Raw genomic sequence first — 15,693 nt, forward strand, 5'->3', positions numbered from 1 at the left:
ATTTTAGATTCGAATCGTCATGCCATCAGACAATGACTGGCGGTAAGCCCTGAAAGCGGGAATAAAGCCGATAATGATTCCAGCAACTTGTACCAGCATAAGCAGTTTCCACTCATGCGGTGTGATTGCGGATATCGATATGTTGATACCATAACTTTGTTGCACAATAGGAGCAACCACTGCGATCAGCGCAAACAATACTGCAACACCTAATGTAATGCCAAGGAAGGTTAGTGCACTGGCTTCACTGATCAGTAAACCAAACACATGACGAGGTCTTGCGCCCATCGCACGTAGGATAGCCATCTCTCGACGCCTTTCTTGCAAGCTAGTGAGTAGGCTACTGAGCATACCCAATAATCCGGCGACAACAACAAACCCTGAAACAATCAGTAATGCTTGTTCTGCTACAGCCATCATTCCCCACAATTCGTGAAGCGCAATGCCCGGCATAATGGCGCTTAAAGGTTCTTGGCGGTAGTTATTGATTTCTCGTTGCAGTGCGAAGGTTTGGATCTTCGATTTAAGGCCAACCATCATCGCGGTAATCTGCTTCGGTTGGAAGTCACGTTGCTTTAGCGCTTCAGCATTCGGTGTGTGCCCGAGGTTGGCACCTGATTCCCAGCCAACATGAATTGCTTCGATTGCCTCTAGCGATACGTGTACGGTTTTGTCTACTGGTGTTCCTGTTGGCGCGAGTATTCCCACAATCTTGAAGGGCAGATTATCGTGACGGCTAAACGCAACATCACTGATACCGTGCGCAAGAATGATTTGATCACCTATTTTGTAATCTAGCTTCTTCGCGACGTCGGCACCAATCACTACGTCAAATAGCTGATTAAACTCTTTGCCTTGCTGAAAAGTAAGTGGTTGCTTACTTCCATAGCGATAATTCTCGAAGTAGCTATGGTTCGTGCCCATTACGCGGAAGCCTTTATGTGAATCACCCAATGAGATTGGGATCGCCCACTTTACAGCGTTGTGCTGGCTAAATTCTTCATAGCTTTTCCAGTCGATGTTGTTGGTCGCATTACCGATTCTAAATACGGAATAAAGCAGCAGGTTTACCTGACCAGAGCGGCCACCGACGATAAGGTCAGTACCTGAAATCGTATTGGCGAAGCTGCTCTTAGCTTCGGTTCTTACACGTTCCACACCGAGTAATAGAATGACGGATACAGCCACAGTGAGAATAGTTAGAATGGCTGTGGCTTTACGGTTGAGTACGCTTTTTAAGGCTAAGTGAGTAATTACTTTCATACGACAACCTTAGCTTGGTTAACGGTTTTTAAATCTATGGTTCGAGTGAACAACTTTTCTAGTGTTGGATCATGGCTAACAAAGATAAGAGTAGAACCTGCCTGGTTGGCTTGTTCTAACAACAGTTCGATAAAAGCTTCTCGGTTGTCATGATCCAAAGCCGAGGTTGGCTCGTCGGCAATAATGATTTTGGGTTGGCCGATCAAAGCACGAGCGGCAGCAACACGTTGTTGTTGACCGATGCTTAACTCGGTAACGGGCTTGTCCATTAAAGCTTGAGGTAGTTTTAATCTGAGTAACAACTCTCGAGCCGTCTCTTGTAAGCTTTTCTGGCTTTCAGCGACTTGCTGTTTACGTATCTGTGAAAACTGGCAAGGAAGCGTCACGTTATCGATAACTGATAGATAAGGAAGCAGGTTAAATTGTTGGAAAATATAACCAATATGATCGGCTCTGAATTTATCTCTTTGACGAGGTGTAAGCTGAGTGAGGTCTTGATCAAGGATAGAGACTTCTCCTTGCTCAGCTTGGTTGATTCCGGTCAGTAGCCCTAACAAAGTTGATTTTCCACAACCACTTGGCCCTTTAATAAAAAGGTGCTCTTGGGCTTGGATGTGAAGAGAGGGGATCTCTAGCGTTGGTGGTAATTCAGGCTTCCAACGAAAGCTGATATTTTCGAGTTTGACCACAAGTGATGAACTGTCAGAAGACATGCTAGCTCCAATAATTAAAGCGGTGTATCTACTGGACAGTAATTTGAAACATAAATTCCCAGGAACACACCGATTTGAACAGCCAAGTAAGCGATGACTTACCTGGCTGTTTATTTTACGTTTAATCCGATCTAGGAGTGATTAGAATCGGAAACTAATACGCTCTGCGTTAAGCACTTCTTGTACTTGAGCTGTGTCTGTTAGTAGGTTCACCGTCATTTTTTCAGTGTTGCTGAACTTAGAGAACCACTGAGTGCTAACTGTGTCTAGCTTAGCAACATCTGAACATTCATAGTGGTACTCAACAGTGAACTCACCGTGGCCACCTTCTGAGTGATCGTGGCCTTCATGATCGTGGTGGTCGTGACCTTCGTGGTCATCATGATCGTGCTCAGCGTGGTCATGGTCTTTGTGGTCATCATGATCGTGTTCAGCGTGGTCATGGTCTTTGTGGTCGTCATGATCGTGTTCAGCGTGATCATGGTCTTTGTGGTCGCCATGACCGTGTTCCGCATGGTCATGGCCTTCATGGCCTTCATGGTCGTCATGACCGCCTTCTAAGGTGTTTGCTACTGACTTGAACTTCAGAGTACAACTCGCATTGTTAAAACTAAACAGCTCTTCTGGCTTGTTTAATTGTGCGATAGCCTGTTCAAACACTTTCTTCTGTTCTGCAGTTTTTGGAGCATGTTCAAACCCAACCACATCTGCGCCTGGAGCTGTTACTTCAACAAGCAATTCTTGCCCATCTTGCGCGATGTTTACTTCAACTTGGCCATGTACGTGTGCATCATGAGAGCGGAATTCTTCGTTAGCTAGAGCATTTGTAGAGACAGTCATGCCGATAACAACGGCTAAAAAAGTAGGTTTCATGTTTTTTCCTGAATAAAGGTTAATTAAAAAGTAGTGGTAATTAAGCGATATTTACAGGAGGTGAGCGTGCCAAATAAGCGAAATATAGCCGCTGTAGTGAAGTTACTGACTCTGTAATAGCGACAGTAAATTCCGAATGGAACTCTGGAATCTGTGGTAGTGAGTGCGCTGTGATGAACTGATTAAGCGAAAACAGCTCACAATGGTGTGAAGTGTGGTGCTCTGGTGCGATATCCACAATGTGTGTTGCGGCTAACACGCTTAACATGAGCATAAGCCCAAGCAAGAAGCCTGTTTTGCGTTTCACATTGTTGGGTGTGTTTTGCCACATCAGGATGATTAACCACAGAATTAAAAAAAGGATACTGTTATAATATAACAATATCCTTTGGTTAGGTCTCGAAAAAGACGCGAATATCTTATTAAAGGCTCGCTTTAATCAACTCAATGACTTGAGTGACTTCTGATTCGTTTAATGCACCTTCTTTTACAAACAAGATTTTACCTTGCTTGTCTTGAACGATAATCGCTGAGCTTTCTTCTTTTAGAGCCCATGTTGACGCAACGGCGCCGTCTTCATCTAGGACCATAGAAGACCATGGAAATTCTTCTTTGCTGCTTTCGGCAGAGGACTTAACAAAAGACCCAGTACCCCAAATCGCATCATCTTGGTTGATGATAGTGGTGGTTTGGTAGCTGTCTTCTGAGAATTTCGATGCGGTAATGGCTGCCATCAGTGGTGCGTTGAGCTCTTTAGAGCTGCTGCGGCCAGCGATAGCTTGAACGACGCGAACTTTACCTAGAAGATCATTGGTTGCCCAAGCTTGATATCCAGTATTTCCGTCGTTTAGAACAATCTCACCATAGTTACTCACATCGACGGCAGGCAGGGTAGCGCCTACTGATAGGTTGTGAGCATTGGCGAAGAGTGGAGAGGCTGCGGCTAGAAAAGCCAGTAGAGTTTTGTTTTTCATTATATTTTTGTTCCGCTTATTGGTTTGCACAGGAAGTATAATATGAAATTTGAAAAATGCCTCTTTAACTTTTTTATCGTACGACGTAGAAAGAAGTTGCAGGCTTGTTACCAAAAGGTATAATGCATCAATATCAAGATGAACAATAGATTATCTTGCTGTTTGCTAAAGGAATTAGCGATTAAATGTGCTTTGAACAGCGACGCTGTTCAGGTATGTGACTGTAGTACTCAAATGGAATTGAGGTTGTATTATGTTAAGAAAATTTTCTACTTACCGTCCACGTCAGGTGGCGCGTTTCGTTAAAGTCCTGTTCAAAGGCCAATTTGCCATCGAAGGTGTTGGAGAGTTTCGCTTCGACCAAGGCAAGGTGCTACTTCCTGAAGTTTCAGACAAACAAAAGCTCACTATTTTTAAAGAAGTTAACGGCACCATTGCAGCGTTGCCGGTGTAACTGAGCTTTATCGATTTGTCTTGCACCGAATAGATTAACAATGAAAAGGGCTTCCTGATGGAAGCCCTTTTTTTAATGGATGTTGTTCTAGCTTGTATGCCTAACGCACATTATTGCGGAGGGAAGCACACACCTGTTCCACCCAACCCGCAATACCCATTCGGATTTTTAGCTAGGTATTGCTGGTGGTAGGTTTCTGCGAAAAAATATTTTCCAGCAGGCAGAACTTCCGTCGTGATCTCGTTGCCTAAAGATTCAGTCATTGCTCGTTGATATTCACGTTTAGAGTGCTCAGCGATAGATTGTTGTTCTTCACTGAAGGTGTAAATCGCAGAACGGTACTGAGTCCCTAAATCGTTGCCTTGGCGCATCCCTTGAGTTGGGTCATGACGCTCCCAAAAGGTTTCAAGTATTCGAGCTAGAGAGGTTTGTTCACTATCAAATATGACACGAACGACCTCGGTATGGCCGGTTTGCCCAGTACATACTTGTTCATAAGTGGGATTAACTGTGTATCCGCCAGCGTAACCAACGGATGTTGAAATAACGCCATCCAATTGCCAAAACAAACGCTCAGCTCCCCAGAAGCACCCCATACCAAACAGGACTTCTTGTTGAGAGCCCGTGGGTGCATCGAGCAGGTCGGTTTGATTGACGAAATGGCGCTCAGTGATTCGAATTGGGTCAGCATTTCCCGGTAGTGCGGTTGCTGCATAAACCAGTTGTTGTTTGTTTAGCATGTTATATTCCTTTTCGCATACGTTTACCGCGCTGGCTTTTATTTAACGTGGGTTCATATTAACTGTTGGTCAATATTGAATAAGTCTTTAAATTAGACCGTGTTATTCCAGGATTTATTACAGACTCAATGCCTATTTAGCGGTATTATTTCTTTTCACTTATTAACGTATTGATAACTTCTTCACCAATTAAACATGATAAGAAAAACTTTACCAGTTCTGATTGGCACTCTATTGTCATCGACGCTCGCTTTCGCTGACGTTTCCCTTGAAATCAAAGGGCTAGATGGAGCGCTTGAGGATAATGTTGATGCTTATCTGAGTGCGATCCCTGAAGAAGAGTATTCGGTTTCACTAAGATTCCAATCCCGCTTGGAATCTATGATTAAAGAAGCCCTGAATGCGTTAGGCTACTACCACCCTAAAATCACATTTACTCACTCCGAAGATGATACCGAAATGACCGTTACGGTTGAGCCGGGAGAGCCTGTTGTTATTTATACTTCAGATATCGTTCTAACTGGTGAAGCCAAGGATGACCCAGACTTTTTAGCCTTGATAGCGAAGAGTAGCTTGTCTAAAGGTTCGACTCTGAATCATGGTAATTATGACTCTTTGAAATCGTCGATCCGCAACCTTGGCTTAGCGAAAGGCTACTTCGATGGTGCTTATGATCTTAGTAAGCTAGAAGTCGCTCCTGAATTGAACCGCGCTTATGTTCGTCTTCATTATAACAGTGGTATCCGCTATCACTTTGGTACTACTCAGGTTACTGGTAGCCAGATAGAAGAAGATAAGGTGCAGTCACTTAAACCATTTGAGGATGGCGAACCTTACTCAATCATCAAAGTCGGTGAGTACAACCAAAACCTGTCCAATACGGATTGGTTCTCCTCGGTATTTGTTGAACCAGATTTAAGCCAGTTAGGCGAAGGCCGAGAGATCCCGATGAAGGTTAGCCTTGCTCCGCAAGCTCGTAACCAAATCGAAACGGGTATCGGTGTATCCACCGACCTTGGCGTAAAAGGCACTCTGAAGTGGAAAAAACCTTGGGTTAATGAACAAGGCCATAGCTTCAATAGCAGCCTGTCGATTTCTAAACCTGAACAGACGATTACCGCTACCTATAAAATCCCTCTGGATGACGTGCTGAACGACTACTATCAAGTTAAGTACGGTATGAAAAACTTGGATAATCGTGATACCAAGAGTTTGGAGTCAAACTTAGCGCTAGAAAGATATTGGCGACTGGATAACGGTTGGCAACGCACGGTCTTCATTCGATACTTGGTCGAAAACTATGAGCAAGGTTTGCAGGATGATTTAGCGCAATTTGTGCTGCCGGGTATCTCTTTCTCACGCACTCGAACGCGAGGCGGTTCGATGCCGATGTGGGGCGATAAACAAACCATTATGGTTGAAGCGGGTGATGATACCTTGTTATCTGAAACTAAGGTTGTTCGTTTTCAAGGTCAAACCGCTTGGATTCGAAGCATTGGCGACAATCACCGAGGCTTAACTCGACTTCAATTTGGCGGCAACTTTGCCGACGAGTTTGATAAGCTATCTCCCTCCCTAAGATTCTTTGCTGGTGGTGACAATAGCATTCGTGGTTATGGTTATGAGTCGATCTCTCCTCGAGATGAAAGTGGCGCACTAACGGGTGCCAAATTCATTGCAACCAGCTCGTTTGAATACCAATACCGCTTGGTTGGAAACTGGTGGGGCGCAGCATTCTACGACATTGGTGATGCCTTCAATGATAAACCTGAATGGAAACATGGTACCGGCGTCGGGGTTCGTTGGGCGTCGCCCGTCGGCCCTGTGAGCTTAGATTTTGCTTGGGGTCTAGATGCAGCAAAAGGTGATGAGTTCCAGTTACACTTTAGTTTAGGGCCAGAATTATGATCAAAGTGATGGGCAAGTGCATCAAGTGGACGTCGATCTCATTGACGTCTATTTTGCTGTTGTTGATAGCCTTGCTAGGTTTTGTTTTGTTCACCAATCCAGGGTTGAACACTGTGTTGTGGGGCGCTGAAAAAGCGTTGCCACAGCTTAAAGTGGAAAGCACTAAAGGGGCTCTTTTCCCGAGCTTTACGCTTAATAATGTTCAGTTTAAAGATGACAGCCTGCATATAGACACCAAAGTTCAAAAGCTGAACTTGGCGATTAATCCTCGCTGTCTGCTCGACCCTAAGTTGTGTGTCGATCGTTTAGCGATTCAAGGATTGGACTTCGCATTTACTGAACTGCCTCCGGCCTCTACAGAAGAAACAGAACCTACTCCGCCCGTAACATCGGTAAAAACACCGTTGCCAATCGTAATCAACCGTATCGCTTTGTCTGATATCAAGTTGAATATCTTAGGGCATGAAATTGAATGGAGCTTGTTCTCTACGGCTTTGAGTATGCAGGGCGAAAAGCTAACTGTATCGCCAACCTTATTCAATGATCTTAAGGTTAAACTCGCTGAGTCGACAGAAGAACCGCAAGCAGAAAAGGTTGAGCCAAAAGCTGCCGTTAAAACGGCTATCGAATTGCCGGAAGTCTGGATTCCTCTGCAGGTTGTGTTGGAGCGTTTTGACCTCAACCGTTTCACCTTAGAACAAGAAACACCAATCGTTGTTAACCACCTTGGGTTAGAAGCTCGCGCGGGCAAACACACGGTTGATGTTTCAACTCTCGAACTCGATATGCCACAAGCAAGCGCCAATCTAACCACGAAGGTTGAGCTCAAGGGCGGTTACCCGCTAGAACTTTCTTTGGATGCGTTGGTGAAAGAAACCGACCTTGTTGGGCAGAAGTTGTCTCTGAAAGCACAAGGCAGCGTGGCTAAGCTAAACCTAGACTCCCAATTTTCTGAGCTGATTGAGGCAAAGTTGTCTGGGGATATTCAACCCTTAGAACCGACTCTGCCATTTGACCTTCTTTTAGAGGGCGGACAAGCACAGTGGCCCCTTACCGGAAAAAGCGATTACCAAGCGACAATTGAGCAATTTAAAGCTGATGGCTCACTAGATGGTTTTAATGTTCTTCTTAAAGGTGAAGCCGATGGTAAGGAAATCCCTGAATTAGCCATCGATCTACAGGGTAAAGGCACGACGGAACAAATTGTTCTCGAGCGTCTAAAGCTCAACACGCTAGGCGGTGAGCTTAACGGTGTCGTTAAAGCGAACTGGAAGAGTCTCGTTAACTGGCAAGCTGACGTGACACTCAAAGATATTCAACCGGGTCTGCAGTGGCCAGAAGCTGAGGGCAACATTAGTGGAAACATCGTCACCTCAGGTGAGTTGACTGAAGCGGGCGGCTGGGCGATTGAACTGCCTAAATTGGATATTGAAGGGATCTTGCGAGAATACCCTCTGGATATCGAAGGTCAGTTGTCAGCGTCGGATCGCAGCGCGAGCGGTGAACCAAAACTGAAAACCAGTGGTTTGAGCTTAGCTCACGGTGTTAACTCGATTAAGGCTCAGGGTGAGCTTGATAAGAAATGGGACATGGGTGTTGAGATTCACTTCCCTGAGCTTGTAAAAAGCGTCCCTGATTTGAAAGGTAAAGTGATTGGTAACATCCAGCTCAGTGGTCCAACGAAAAAGCCTGAAGTCGATCTCGCTCTAAATGTGGATAAGGTAGATTGGAATAACGAAGCAACACTAGAATCCTTGTCGCTTAATGGTTCTGTGGTTCCTCTGCCATTACCTGAAGCTCAAGCTGATCTTGAATTAAAAGCTAACAACCTAACCTATCAAGATCAGAGCGTAAAAAGCATTGATCTCACGGTGAGTGGTGGTGAGAAGAAACACACAGTGACACTTGATGTGATATCCGACATCGTGTCTACAAGCTTAGCTATTTCCGGAGAGTTGATTCAAAAGCCTTCTCTTATTTGGTATGGATCGTTAGACAGAGTCAAAATCACCACTCAGCAAGGTCCTTGGGTGTTAGATCAACCTGTCGCGATAAATGCGGATGTTGATAAACAGTTTGCCGATGTTCAAGCGCACTGTTGGAAACAATCGGGTTCGAGCGTGTGTTTGGATGAAGACGTTCGTGTCGGAAAATCGGGTGAGGCCAAGGTAGCCATCAATCAATTCGATTTCGAGCAGATTAAAGCCTTTGTGCCTAAAGAGACGCAATTACAGGGCTTAGTCAATGCGACTGCTCATGCAAAGTGGTCTGAACAAGATGAGCCTGAAGTCACGGTAAGCGTTGATATGCCGAAAGGTCAGGTTGTTCAACAAGTGGGTGAGCCAATCACACTGGGTTGGGAAAGCGTTGCATTGAATGCCCAACTGAAAGACAACAAACTGGATGCCGATTTTAAGTTGGATGTTTCCGACAATGGTGACCTGTCTGGCACGGTGTCGTTACCGGATATTCTTGCCGAAGACAAAATGGTCGATGCGGCAATTAAGCTGACCACGTTCCATCTTGATTTCTTACAACCAATTCTAGGTGAATACAGCTTATTGAAAGCCGACCTTGAGAGTGATCTTCAAGTTAAAGGCTCTCTGATGCACCCTCAAGTCTTTGGTCAATTCTCTGTTGATGGTATTCAAGTCAAAGGCGATGTTACGCCTGTTGATGTGAAAGATGGCCGCATCGACCTCGACTTTGATGGTTATAGTGCAAAACTGGATGCGAATGTCGAAACACCTGATGGTCACCTTGATATTGAGGGAACCGGAGATTGGCAAGATCTTAAAGCATGGCATTCGAACGTTAGAGTTTTCGCTGATGAGTTGATGGTTGATATCCCACCGATGGTTAAGGTGAAGGTCGTACCTGATATGACTATTGATGTCACACCAGATCTGGCGAAAATCACCGGTGATATTGCATTACCATGGGGACGAATTGTTGTTGAAGATTTACCACCGTCAGCGGTTGGCGTCTCTTCTGATCAGGTTATTTTGAATAAAGATCTAGAGCCAGAAAACGAAGATACGATTCCATTCAATGTGATGACGAATATTAATATCTCCATTGGTGATGACTTTAAACTGTCTGCCTTCGGTCTTGAAGGTGATTTGGTCGGTAAGCTCAACGTGGCTCAAAAAGACCAAGGTCCATTTATTACAGGTGAAGTGAACATCGTCGATGGTACTTATCAATCATTCGGGCAAGACCTCTTGATCGAAGAGGGTAAGATCCTAATGAATGGACCACCGGATCAGCCATACGTAGCCATCAACGCGATTCGTAATCCTGATAATACTCAGGATGACGTGACCGCTGGTATTCGAGTGACTGGCCCTGCGACAGAGCCTACCATCGAGATTTATTCTGACCCAGCGATGCCACAAGCGAACGCACTGTCTTATATTTTGCGTGGCCAAGATATCGACGGTGAGTCGAGCGGTTCGATGACAACGACTTTAATCGGTTTGAGTTTAGCGAAGAGTGGTAAGGTTGTTGGTGAAATCGGTGAAGCCTTTGGTGTAAAGGACTTGCAACTGGATACTGCAGGCTCTGGCGATGACTCTCAAGTGACGGTAAGTGGTTACATCCTGCCTGGCTTACAGGTGAAGTATGGTGTGGGTATCTTTAACTCGTTAGGTGAGTTTACCGTTCGTTATAGATTGATGCAGGATCTCTATGTTGAAGCTGTTTCTGGCCTAGACAGTGCTGTGGATCTTCTCTATCAATTTGAGTTCGAGTAGAGCCGTATGGGAGGGCATATGCAGCATCTTGTTTTTGTCTATGGAACCTTGAGGCAAGGTCAGTCCAATCACCATTATTTGCAGGGCTGCGATTTATTAGGGCAGTTTGATACACCTAAGGAATACGCACTTTTTGATTTAGGTGCCTATCCGGCGATGATTTTGGGAAAGAAAAGTGTCGCTGGTGAGGTCTATATCATTAACGACGAAATTTTAGAGTCGCTCGATCGGCTAGAAGATGTTCCTGTTGAGTATCGTCGCGAGCAAATAGAGACTATATTTGGATTAGCATGGGTATATTTGTATCAGCTTGATCTAACAGCTAATAAAGAAATACTTTCGGGTAACTGGTGTCAGCGGAACAATGATTCCTAACTAGTTAATCACCTTACGAGACAACAAAAAGCCAGCACTGAGGTGCTGGCTTTTTAATAGCGTTAGTTTGAGAATGAAATGAGAGGGTTACTCAGGGTTCAGCTCAAGAAACTCTTCTACTTTACGTACCATTTTTGTTGAACCAACGAAGAAAGGCACACGTTGGTGTAGCTCAGTTGGTTTGATATCCATGATACGCTGTGCACCGTCTGATGCAATACCGCCAGCTTGCTCCATAAGGAAAGCAATAGGGTTGCATTCATAAAGCAAACGCAATTTACCTTGAGGGTGGCTCTCTGTACTTGGGTATAAGTAGATGCCGCCTTTTAGCAAGTTACGGTGGAAATCAGACACAAGAGAACCAATGTAACGTGACGTGTAAGGGCGGTTATCGCTTGGCTCGCTTTCCTGACAGTATTTGATGTACTTCTTAACACCGGTTGGGAAGCGGATGTAGTTACCTTCGTTGATCGAGTAGATCTTGCCTTCGTCTGGAATCATCATGTTTTCATGAGATAGACAGAAAGTACCCAGAGATGGATCGTAGGTGAAACCATTTACGCCAGCACCAGTTGTGTAAACCAGCATGGTTGAAGAACCGTAAATTACGTAGCCGGCAGCTACCTGTTTGTGACCTGGTTGCAGGAAGTCTTCTTGAGTCGGTGGTGTTCCGATTGGAGAGACACGGCGGTAGATAGAGAAAATCGTACCAACCGATACATTTACATCGATATTTGATGAACCATCAAGTGGGTCCATCAACACGACGTATTTTGCGTTTTTGTTGAGCTCTTTATTGAAGGCAACCGCTTCGTCTTCTTCTTCACTTGCAACACCACAAACTTGGTCACGGGCTTCTAGAGCCGCTTTAAATTTGTCGTTCGCGTAAAGGTCTAGCTTTTGCTGCTCTTCACCTTGCACGTTGTCTGTACCAACAGCGCCAGTGATGTCGACTAGGCCAGCCTTGTTGATCTCACGGTTAACAATTTTTGCAGCAAGTCGAATAGACGACAAAAGGGATGATAGATCACCGCTTGCATGGGGGAAGTCACTCTGTTTCTCAACAATGAACTCACCAAGGGTGCGCATCTCAGACATGTTATTTCCTTAAACTTCTCTCAATATTAGGGGGGATTTGAGCACTGTAGATTCGGCCTCTTGAGTGGGCTTTATTCATCTAGACGCTTACCTAAATTCTAAAGGTTAGATCTTTTTAATGGTAATGAACTAAGCGACACAGATCTCACTTACTATGTCGACTCAATTTGTTTTGCATTGCCGCTCGCTTTTAATCGCCATTTAATGATAATGAGTGCAAGCCGTTTTAATTAGGCACTGTTTATTTAGCCAAGCGTTTGGAAGCAATTTATGCATATTCATATCTTAGGAATTTGTGGCACCTTCATGGGTGGTGCTGCGGTATTGGCTCGTCAATTAGGTCACAAGGTTACGGGTAGTGACGCGAATGTTTACCCACCAATGAGCACCTTGTTGGAATCACAAGGGATTGAAATTATTGAAGGGTTCAACCCTAGCCAATTAGAACCAAGGCCAGATCTCGTGGTTATCGGTAACGCAATGAGCCGCGGTAATCCGTGTGTTGAGTATGTGTTGGATAACAACCTTAGATACACCTCTGGTCCTCAGTGGTTGCAAGAGTTCTTACTGCATAACCGTTGGGTGTTAGCGGTATCGGGAACGCACGGTAAGACCACGACATCAAGCATGTTGGCTTGGATCTTGGAAGACTGTGGCTATGCACCGGGCTTCTTAGTTGGCGGAGTGTTGGGTAACTTTGGTATCTCTGCTCGCCTTGGTGAAAGCATGTTCTTCGTGGTAGAAGCCGACGAATACGACAGTGCTTTTTTCGATAAACGATCTAAGTTCGTTCATTACCACCCAAGAACCTTAGTGATGAATAACCTAGAGTTCGATCATGCGGACATCTTTGACGATCTTGAAGCGATTAAGCGACAATTTCATCATTTGGTTCGCACTGTGCCAAGTAATGGTCGCATTTTCTCACCTAAGCAAGATACGGCTATTGAAGATGTTCTATCTCGTGGGTGTTGGAGTGAGACTGAATCGAGCGGCGAACTTGGCGATTGGGATGCTAAGAAACTGGTTAAAGATGGCTCCAAATTTGAGGTCTATTTCCAAGACGAATGTGTTGGAACCGTAGACTGGGATTTGGTTGGCGATCATAACGTAAGTAATGCCTTGATGGCGATTGCAGCTGCACGTCATGTGGGCGTGACACCTGACCTTGCTTGTGAATCACTAGCTACCTTTATTAATACTAAGCGCCGTTTGGAGTTTAAAGGCGAGGTGGCAGGTGTGTCTGTTTATGATGATTTTGCTCATCATCCTACAGCGATTGAACTTACTCTGGGTGGCTTACGTAATAAGGTCGATACGAAAAAAATCATTGCTGTTTTAGAGCCTCGTTCTGCCACCATGAAGCGTGGTGTGCATAAAGAAACCTTGGCTGATTCGCTTAAACAAGCGGATTCTACCTACTTATTCCAACCGGATAACATTGATTGGTCAGTTCAAGATGTTGCAGACGCTTGTCACCAACCGGCACACGTGAGTGATGACATGGATGCATTCGTTGCTAAAATTGTCTCAGAGGCACAAGCTGGCGACCAAATTTTGGTAATGAGTAATGGTGGCTTTGGTGGCATTCATCAAAAACTGTTGGATGGATTGGCACTCAAAGGCTAACGGCATCCACGACCTTATAATTTGAAGTAATTGAGAACATGACAAAACACGATAAAGCGATAACCCTTGCTTTCACTGGCGCATCCGGTGCGCCTTATGGCCTGCGTTTACTTGAATGCCTTTTGGCAGCCGATTATCAGGTCTACTTGCTGATTTCATCGGCAGCGCGAGTGGTATTGGCGACCGAGCATGAACTTAAGTTACCTGCTGGGCCAGATGCGGCGAAACAAGCTTTGGTTAAACATCTTGGCTGCGACCCTGAAAAGCTGGTGGTGTGTGGCAAAGATGATTGGTTCTCGCCGGTTGCCTCTGGTTCAGCAGCACCTAAACAGATGGTCGTTTGTCCATGTTCAGCGGGAAGCTTGGCTTCGATTGCTCATGGTCTATCAGATAACCTGATTGAGCGAGCAGCAGACGTAGTCATGAAAGAGCGAGGCCAATTGTTGTTGGTGGTTCGCGAGACGCCATTTTCGACGCTTCATCTCGAGAACATGCACAAACTTTCGACCATGGGCGTAACGATCATGCCTGCAGCTCCGGGTTTTTATCATCAACCCAAGTCAATTGAAGATCTGGTCGACTTTATGGTGGCGCGTATTCTAGATCACCTTGGTATCGAACAAGGTTTAGTGCCACGTTGGGGTTACGATCAACGTAATTGATCCAAACTTGATAGCTTATTGTTAAAAATCAAATTACAATTCTGAACACTCATCGGGGAGCGAACCATTCAAATAATGAATGCGAGCTGAGATCAAGCAGGTGCTTGGGACCCGTAAACCTGAACCAGATAATGCTGGCGTAGGAATTGAGTTAGGAACAACCTCTACCGTTCTCCTCCCTCAAACCTGTGCCGCTCAGACCATGGAGAGCGTCCAGTGAAATTCACATTAACTACCCTTGCTGTTACTACAGCTATTTCTTTTTCTGCCTTTGCTGCAGACAACACTTTGACTGTATACACCTATGACTCTTTTGCTGCGGATTGGGGCCCTCGTCCTGCCGTTGAAAAAGCATTCGAAGAGAAGTGTGGTTGTGATGTGAATTTTGTCGCTCTAGAAGATGGCGTGTCTATTCTGAACCGTTTACGTCTTGAGGGCGGCAACAGCAAAGCCGATATCTTGCTAGGTCTCGACAACAACCTGATGGCTGAAGCGAAAGCGACGGGCTTATTGGCTGAGCATAATGTTGATACGTCATCGGTAACGCTTCCTAATGGTTGGAACGACAGCACTTTTGTACCCTATGACTTTGGCTACTTTGCTTTTGTTTACAATAAAGAGAAACTGGAAAACCCGCCGAAGAGCTTGAAAGAACTGGTTGAGCAGCGTGATGATCTTAAGGTCATCTACCAAGATCCACGTACATCAACACCAGGCCAAGGCATGATGCTTTGGATGAAATCAGTATACGGTGATGAAGCGACAGCAGCATGGAAGAAGCTTGCTCAGAAAACAGTGACTGTAACCAAAGGCTGGTCTGAAGCTTACTCTATGTTCCTAGAAGGCGAGTCGGATTTAGTGTTGTCTTATACAACGTCTCCGGCTTACCACATTATTGCAGAGAGCGATTCTAAGTATGCAGCAGCAAGCTTCGAAGAAGGGCATTACACTCAAGTGGAAGTGGCCGCTAAGGTTAAAGGCAGCAAGAACGAAAAGCTTGCTGATGAGTTTATGGCGTTTATCCTAAGTGATGAATTCCAATCGGCGATGCCAACAGGCAACTGGATGTACCCAGTGACCGATATTGAGCTTCCAAAAGGGTTCGAGCAACTTACGGTTCCTCAGAAAGCGCTAAGCTTTACGCCCGAAGAAATTGCAGCTAAGCGTAAGCCATGGATTCGTGAATGGCAGAGTGCACTTACTTTTTAATTTGCTTTTAAAAAATTAGCTTTCTAACTTTCTGTATTTA

The 15,693-nt window shown here is 45.0% G+C and carries 14 protein-coding genes and 1 riboswitch; of the genes, 7 read left to right on the forward strand and 7 right to left on the reverse strand.

Annotation, left to right across the window (positions count from 1 at the left end):
* Nucleotides 1–3: 3 nt before the first annotated feature.
* The 5 genes from AB6F11_RS10185 to AB6F11_RS10205 all read right to left on the reverse strand — a co-directional run bounded on the left by AB6F11_RS10185 (nt 4) and on the right by AB6F11_RS10205 (nt 3,823).
* On the reverse strand, nt 4–1,263 hold the full coding sequence (locus AB6F11_RS10185) for an ABC transporter permease (RefSeq protein ID WP_017058893.1): 1,260 nt from the start codon (nt 1,261–1,263) through the stop codon (nt 4–6).
* Nucleotides 1,260–1,976: an ABC transporter ATP-binding protein gene (locus AB6F11_RS10190; RefSeq protein ID WP_017058894.1), complete on the reverse strand. Its 717-nt coding sequence runs from the start codon at nt 1,974–1,976 to the stop codon at nt 1,260–1,262. Before AB6F11_RS10190 ends, AB6F11_RS10185 begins: the two co-directional genes overlap by 4 nt.
* A gap of 141 nt (nt 1,977–2,117) precedes the next feature.
* On the reverse strand, nt 2,118–2,849 hold the full coding sequence (locus AB6F11_RS10195) for a DUF2796 domain-containing protein (protein ID WP_102398082.1): 732 nt from the start codon (nt 2,847–2,849) through the stop codon (nt 2,118–2,120).
* 40 nt (nt 2,850–2,889) lie between these two features.
* Nucleotides 2,890–3,180: a DUF2607 family protein gene (locus AB6F11_RS10200; RefSeq protein ID WP_017063722.1), complete on the reverse strand. Its 291-nt coding sequence runs from the start codon at nt 3,178–3,180 to the stop codon at nt 2,890–2,892.
* Nucleotides 3,181–3,271: 91 nt separating this feature from the next.
* Entirely contained in the window at nt 3,272–3,823 is a 552-nt protein-coding gene (locus tag AB6F11_RS10205; RefSeq protein ID WP_017063723.1) for a YtfJ family protein, read from the reverse strand.
* Nucleotides 3,824–4,076: 253 nt separating this feature from the next.
* Between AB6F11_RS10205 and AB6F11_RS10210 the strand changes: the two genes are divergently transcribed.
* The gene (locus AB6F11_RS10210; protein ID WP_017058898.1) at nt 4,077–4,277 is read left to right on the forward strand and encodes a DUF1107 family protein; all 201 of its coding nucleotides are present in this window, start codon (nt 4,077–4,079) and stop codon (nt 4,275–4,277) included.
* Nucleotides 4,278–4,387: 110 nt separating this feature from the next.
* On the opposite strand, the gene msrA is transcribed toward AB6F11_RS10210, so the two are convergent.
* Complete coding sequence (gene msrA / locus AB6F11_RS10215) at nt 4,388–5,017, reverse strand: peptide-methionine (S)-S-oxide reductase MsrA (RefSeq protein ID WP_102394286.1); 630 nt, start codon at nt 5,015–5,017, stop codon at nt 4,388–4,390.
* 195 nt (nt 5,018–5,212) lie between these two features.
* On the opposite strand from msrA, the gene AB6F11_RS10220 reads away from it, so the two are divergent.
* From AB6F11_RS10220 to AB6F11_RS10230, 3 genes are read left to right on the forward strand one after another with little or no spacing between them, the layout of a single operon-like run.
* On the forward strand, nt 5,213–6,925 hold the full coding sequence (locus tag AB6F11_RS10220) for an autotransporter assembly complex family protein (protein WP_102394285.1): 1,713 nt from the start codon (nt 5,213–5,215) through the stop codon (nt 6,923–6,925).
* Nucleotides 6,922–10,680 carry a translocation/assembly module TamB domain-containing protein gene (locus AB6F11_RS10225; protein WP_017058901.1) on the forward strand — a complete coding sequence of 1,253 codons (3,759 nt, stop codon included), beginning with the start codon at nt 6,922–6,924 and terminating at the stop codon, nt 10,678–10,680. The genes AB6F11_RS10220 and AB6F11_RS10225 overlap by 4 nt, the downstream gene beginning before the upstream one ends.
* An 18-nt stretch (nt 10,681–10,698) precedes the next feature.
* Nucleotides 10,699–11,055, forward strand: coding sequence for a gamma-glutamylcyclotransferase (locus tag AB6F11_RS10230; protein WP_017069403.1), 357 nt, complete (start codon nt 10,699–10,701; stop codon nt 11,053–11,055).
* 87 nt (nt 11,056–11,142) lie between these two features.
* Here the strand turns inward: AB6F11_RS10230 and fbp are convergent, their stop codons facing one another.
* The gene (fbp, locus tag AB6F11_RS10235; protein WP_008220458.1) at nt 11,143–12,153 is read right to left on the reverse strand and encodes a class 1 fructose-bisphosphatase; all 1,011 of its coding nucleotides are present in this window, start codon (nt 12,151–12,153) and stop codon (nt 11,143–11,145) included.
* Between the two features lie 270 nt (nt 12,154–12,423).
* On the opposite strand from fbp, the gene mpl reads away from it, so the two are divergent.
* The 3 genes from mpl (at nt 12,424) to thiB (ending at nt 15,653) form a co-directional block, all read left to right on the forward strand.
* On the forward strand, nt 12,424–13,782 hold the full coding sequence (gene mpl / locus AB6F11_RS10240; RefSeq protein WP_102394284.1) for a UDP-N-acetylmuramate:L-alanyl-gamma-D-glutamyl-meso-diaminopimelate ligase: 1,359 nt from the start codon (nt 12,424–12,426) through the stop codon (nt 13,780–13,782).
* A gap of 38 nt (nt 13,783–13,820) precedes the next feature.
* Nucleotides 13,821–14,444: a flavin prenyltransferase UbiX gene (locus tag AB6F11_RS10245; protein ID WP_016787846.1), complete on the forward strand. Its 624-nt coding sequence runs from the start codon at nt 13,821–13,823 to the stop codon at nt 14,442–14,444.
* Nucleotides 14,445–14,487: 43 nt separating this feature from the next.
* Nucleotides 14,488–14,607, forward strand: a riboswitch (TPP riboswitch).
* Between the two features lie 53 nt (nt 14,608–14,660).
* A complete protein-coding gene (gene thiB, locus AB6F11_RS10250; RefSeq protein ID WP_017058906.1) occupies nt 14,661–15,653 on the forward strand; it encodes a thiamine ABC transporter substrate binding subunit in 993 nt (330 codons plus the stop codon).
* Nucleotides 15,654–15,693 lie beyond the last annotated feature (40 nt).

The sequence above is a fragment of the Vibrio sp. 10N.247.311.14 genome (assembly GCF_041467715.1).
In the GTDB taxonomy this organism is placed as follows: Bacteria; Pseudomonadota; Gammaproteobacteria; order Enterobacterales; family Vibrionaceae; genus Vibrio; species Vibrio crassostreae_C.

Excerpts from the sequence above, each read along its gene's own strand:
- msrA (WP_102394286.1), bottom strand. The coding sequence starts at position 5,017 with ATGCTAAACAAACAACAACTGGTTTATGCAGCAACCGCACTACCGGGA.
- AB6F11_RS10245 (WP_016787846.1), top strand. The coding sequence starts at position 13,821 with ATGACAAAACACGATAAAGCGATAACCCTTGCTTTCACTGGCGCATCC.
- AB6F11_RS10210 (WP_017058898.1), top strand. The coding sequence starts at position 4,077 with ATGTTAAGAAAATTTTCTACTTACCGTCCACGTCAGGTGGCGCGTTTC.
- AB6F11_RS10220 (WP_102394285.1), top strand. The coding sequence starts at position 5,213 with ATGATAAGAAAAACTTTACCAGTTCTGATTGGCACTCTATTGTCATCG.
- AB6F11_RS10200 (WP_017063722.1), bottom strand. The coding sequence starts at position 3,180 with ATGTGGCAAAACACACCCAACAATGTGAAACGCAAAACAGGCTTCTTG.
- fbp (WP_008220458.1), bottom strand. The coding sequence starts at position 12,153 with ATGTCTGAGATGCGCACCCTTGGTGAGTTCATTGTTGAGAAACAGAGT.
- AB6F11_RS10190 (WP_017058894.1), bottom strand. The coding sequence starts at position 1,976 with ATGTCTTCTGACAGTTCATCACTTGTGGTCAAACTCGAAAATATCAGC.
- AB6F11_RS10205 (WP_017063723.1), bottom strand. The coding sequence starts at position 3,823 with ATGAAAAACAAAACTCTACTGGCTTTTCTAGCCGCAGCCTCTCCACTC.
- AB6F11_RS10195 (WP_102398082.1), bottom strand. The coding sequence starts at position 2,849 with ATGAAACCTACTTTTTTAGCCGTTGTTATCGGCATGACTGTCTCTACA.
- AB6F11_RS10230 (WP_017069403.1), top strand. The coding sequence starts at position 10,699 with ATGCAGCATCTTGTTTTTGTCTATGGAACCTTGAGGCAAGGTCAGTCC.
- AB6F11_RS10185 (WP_017058893.1), bottom strand. The coding sequence starts at position 1,263 with ATGAAAGTAATTACTCACTTAGCCTTAAAAAGCGTACTCAACCGTAAA.
- AB6F11_RS10225 (WP_017058901.1), top strand. The coding sequence starts at position 6,922 with ATGATCAAAGTGATGGGCAAGTGCATCAAGTGGACGTCGATCTCATTG.
- mpl (WP_102394284.1), top strand. The coding sequence starts at position 12,424 with ATGCATATTCATATCTTAGGAATTTGTGGCACCTTCATGGGTGGTGCT.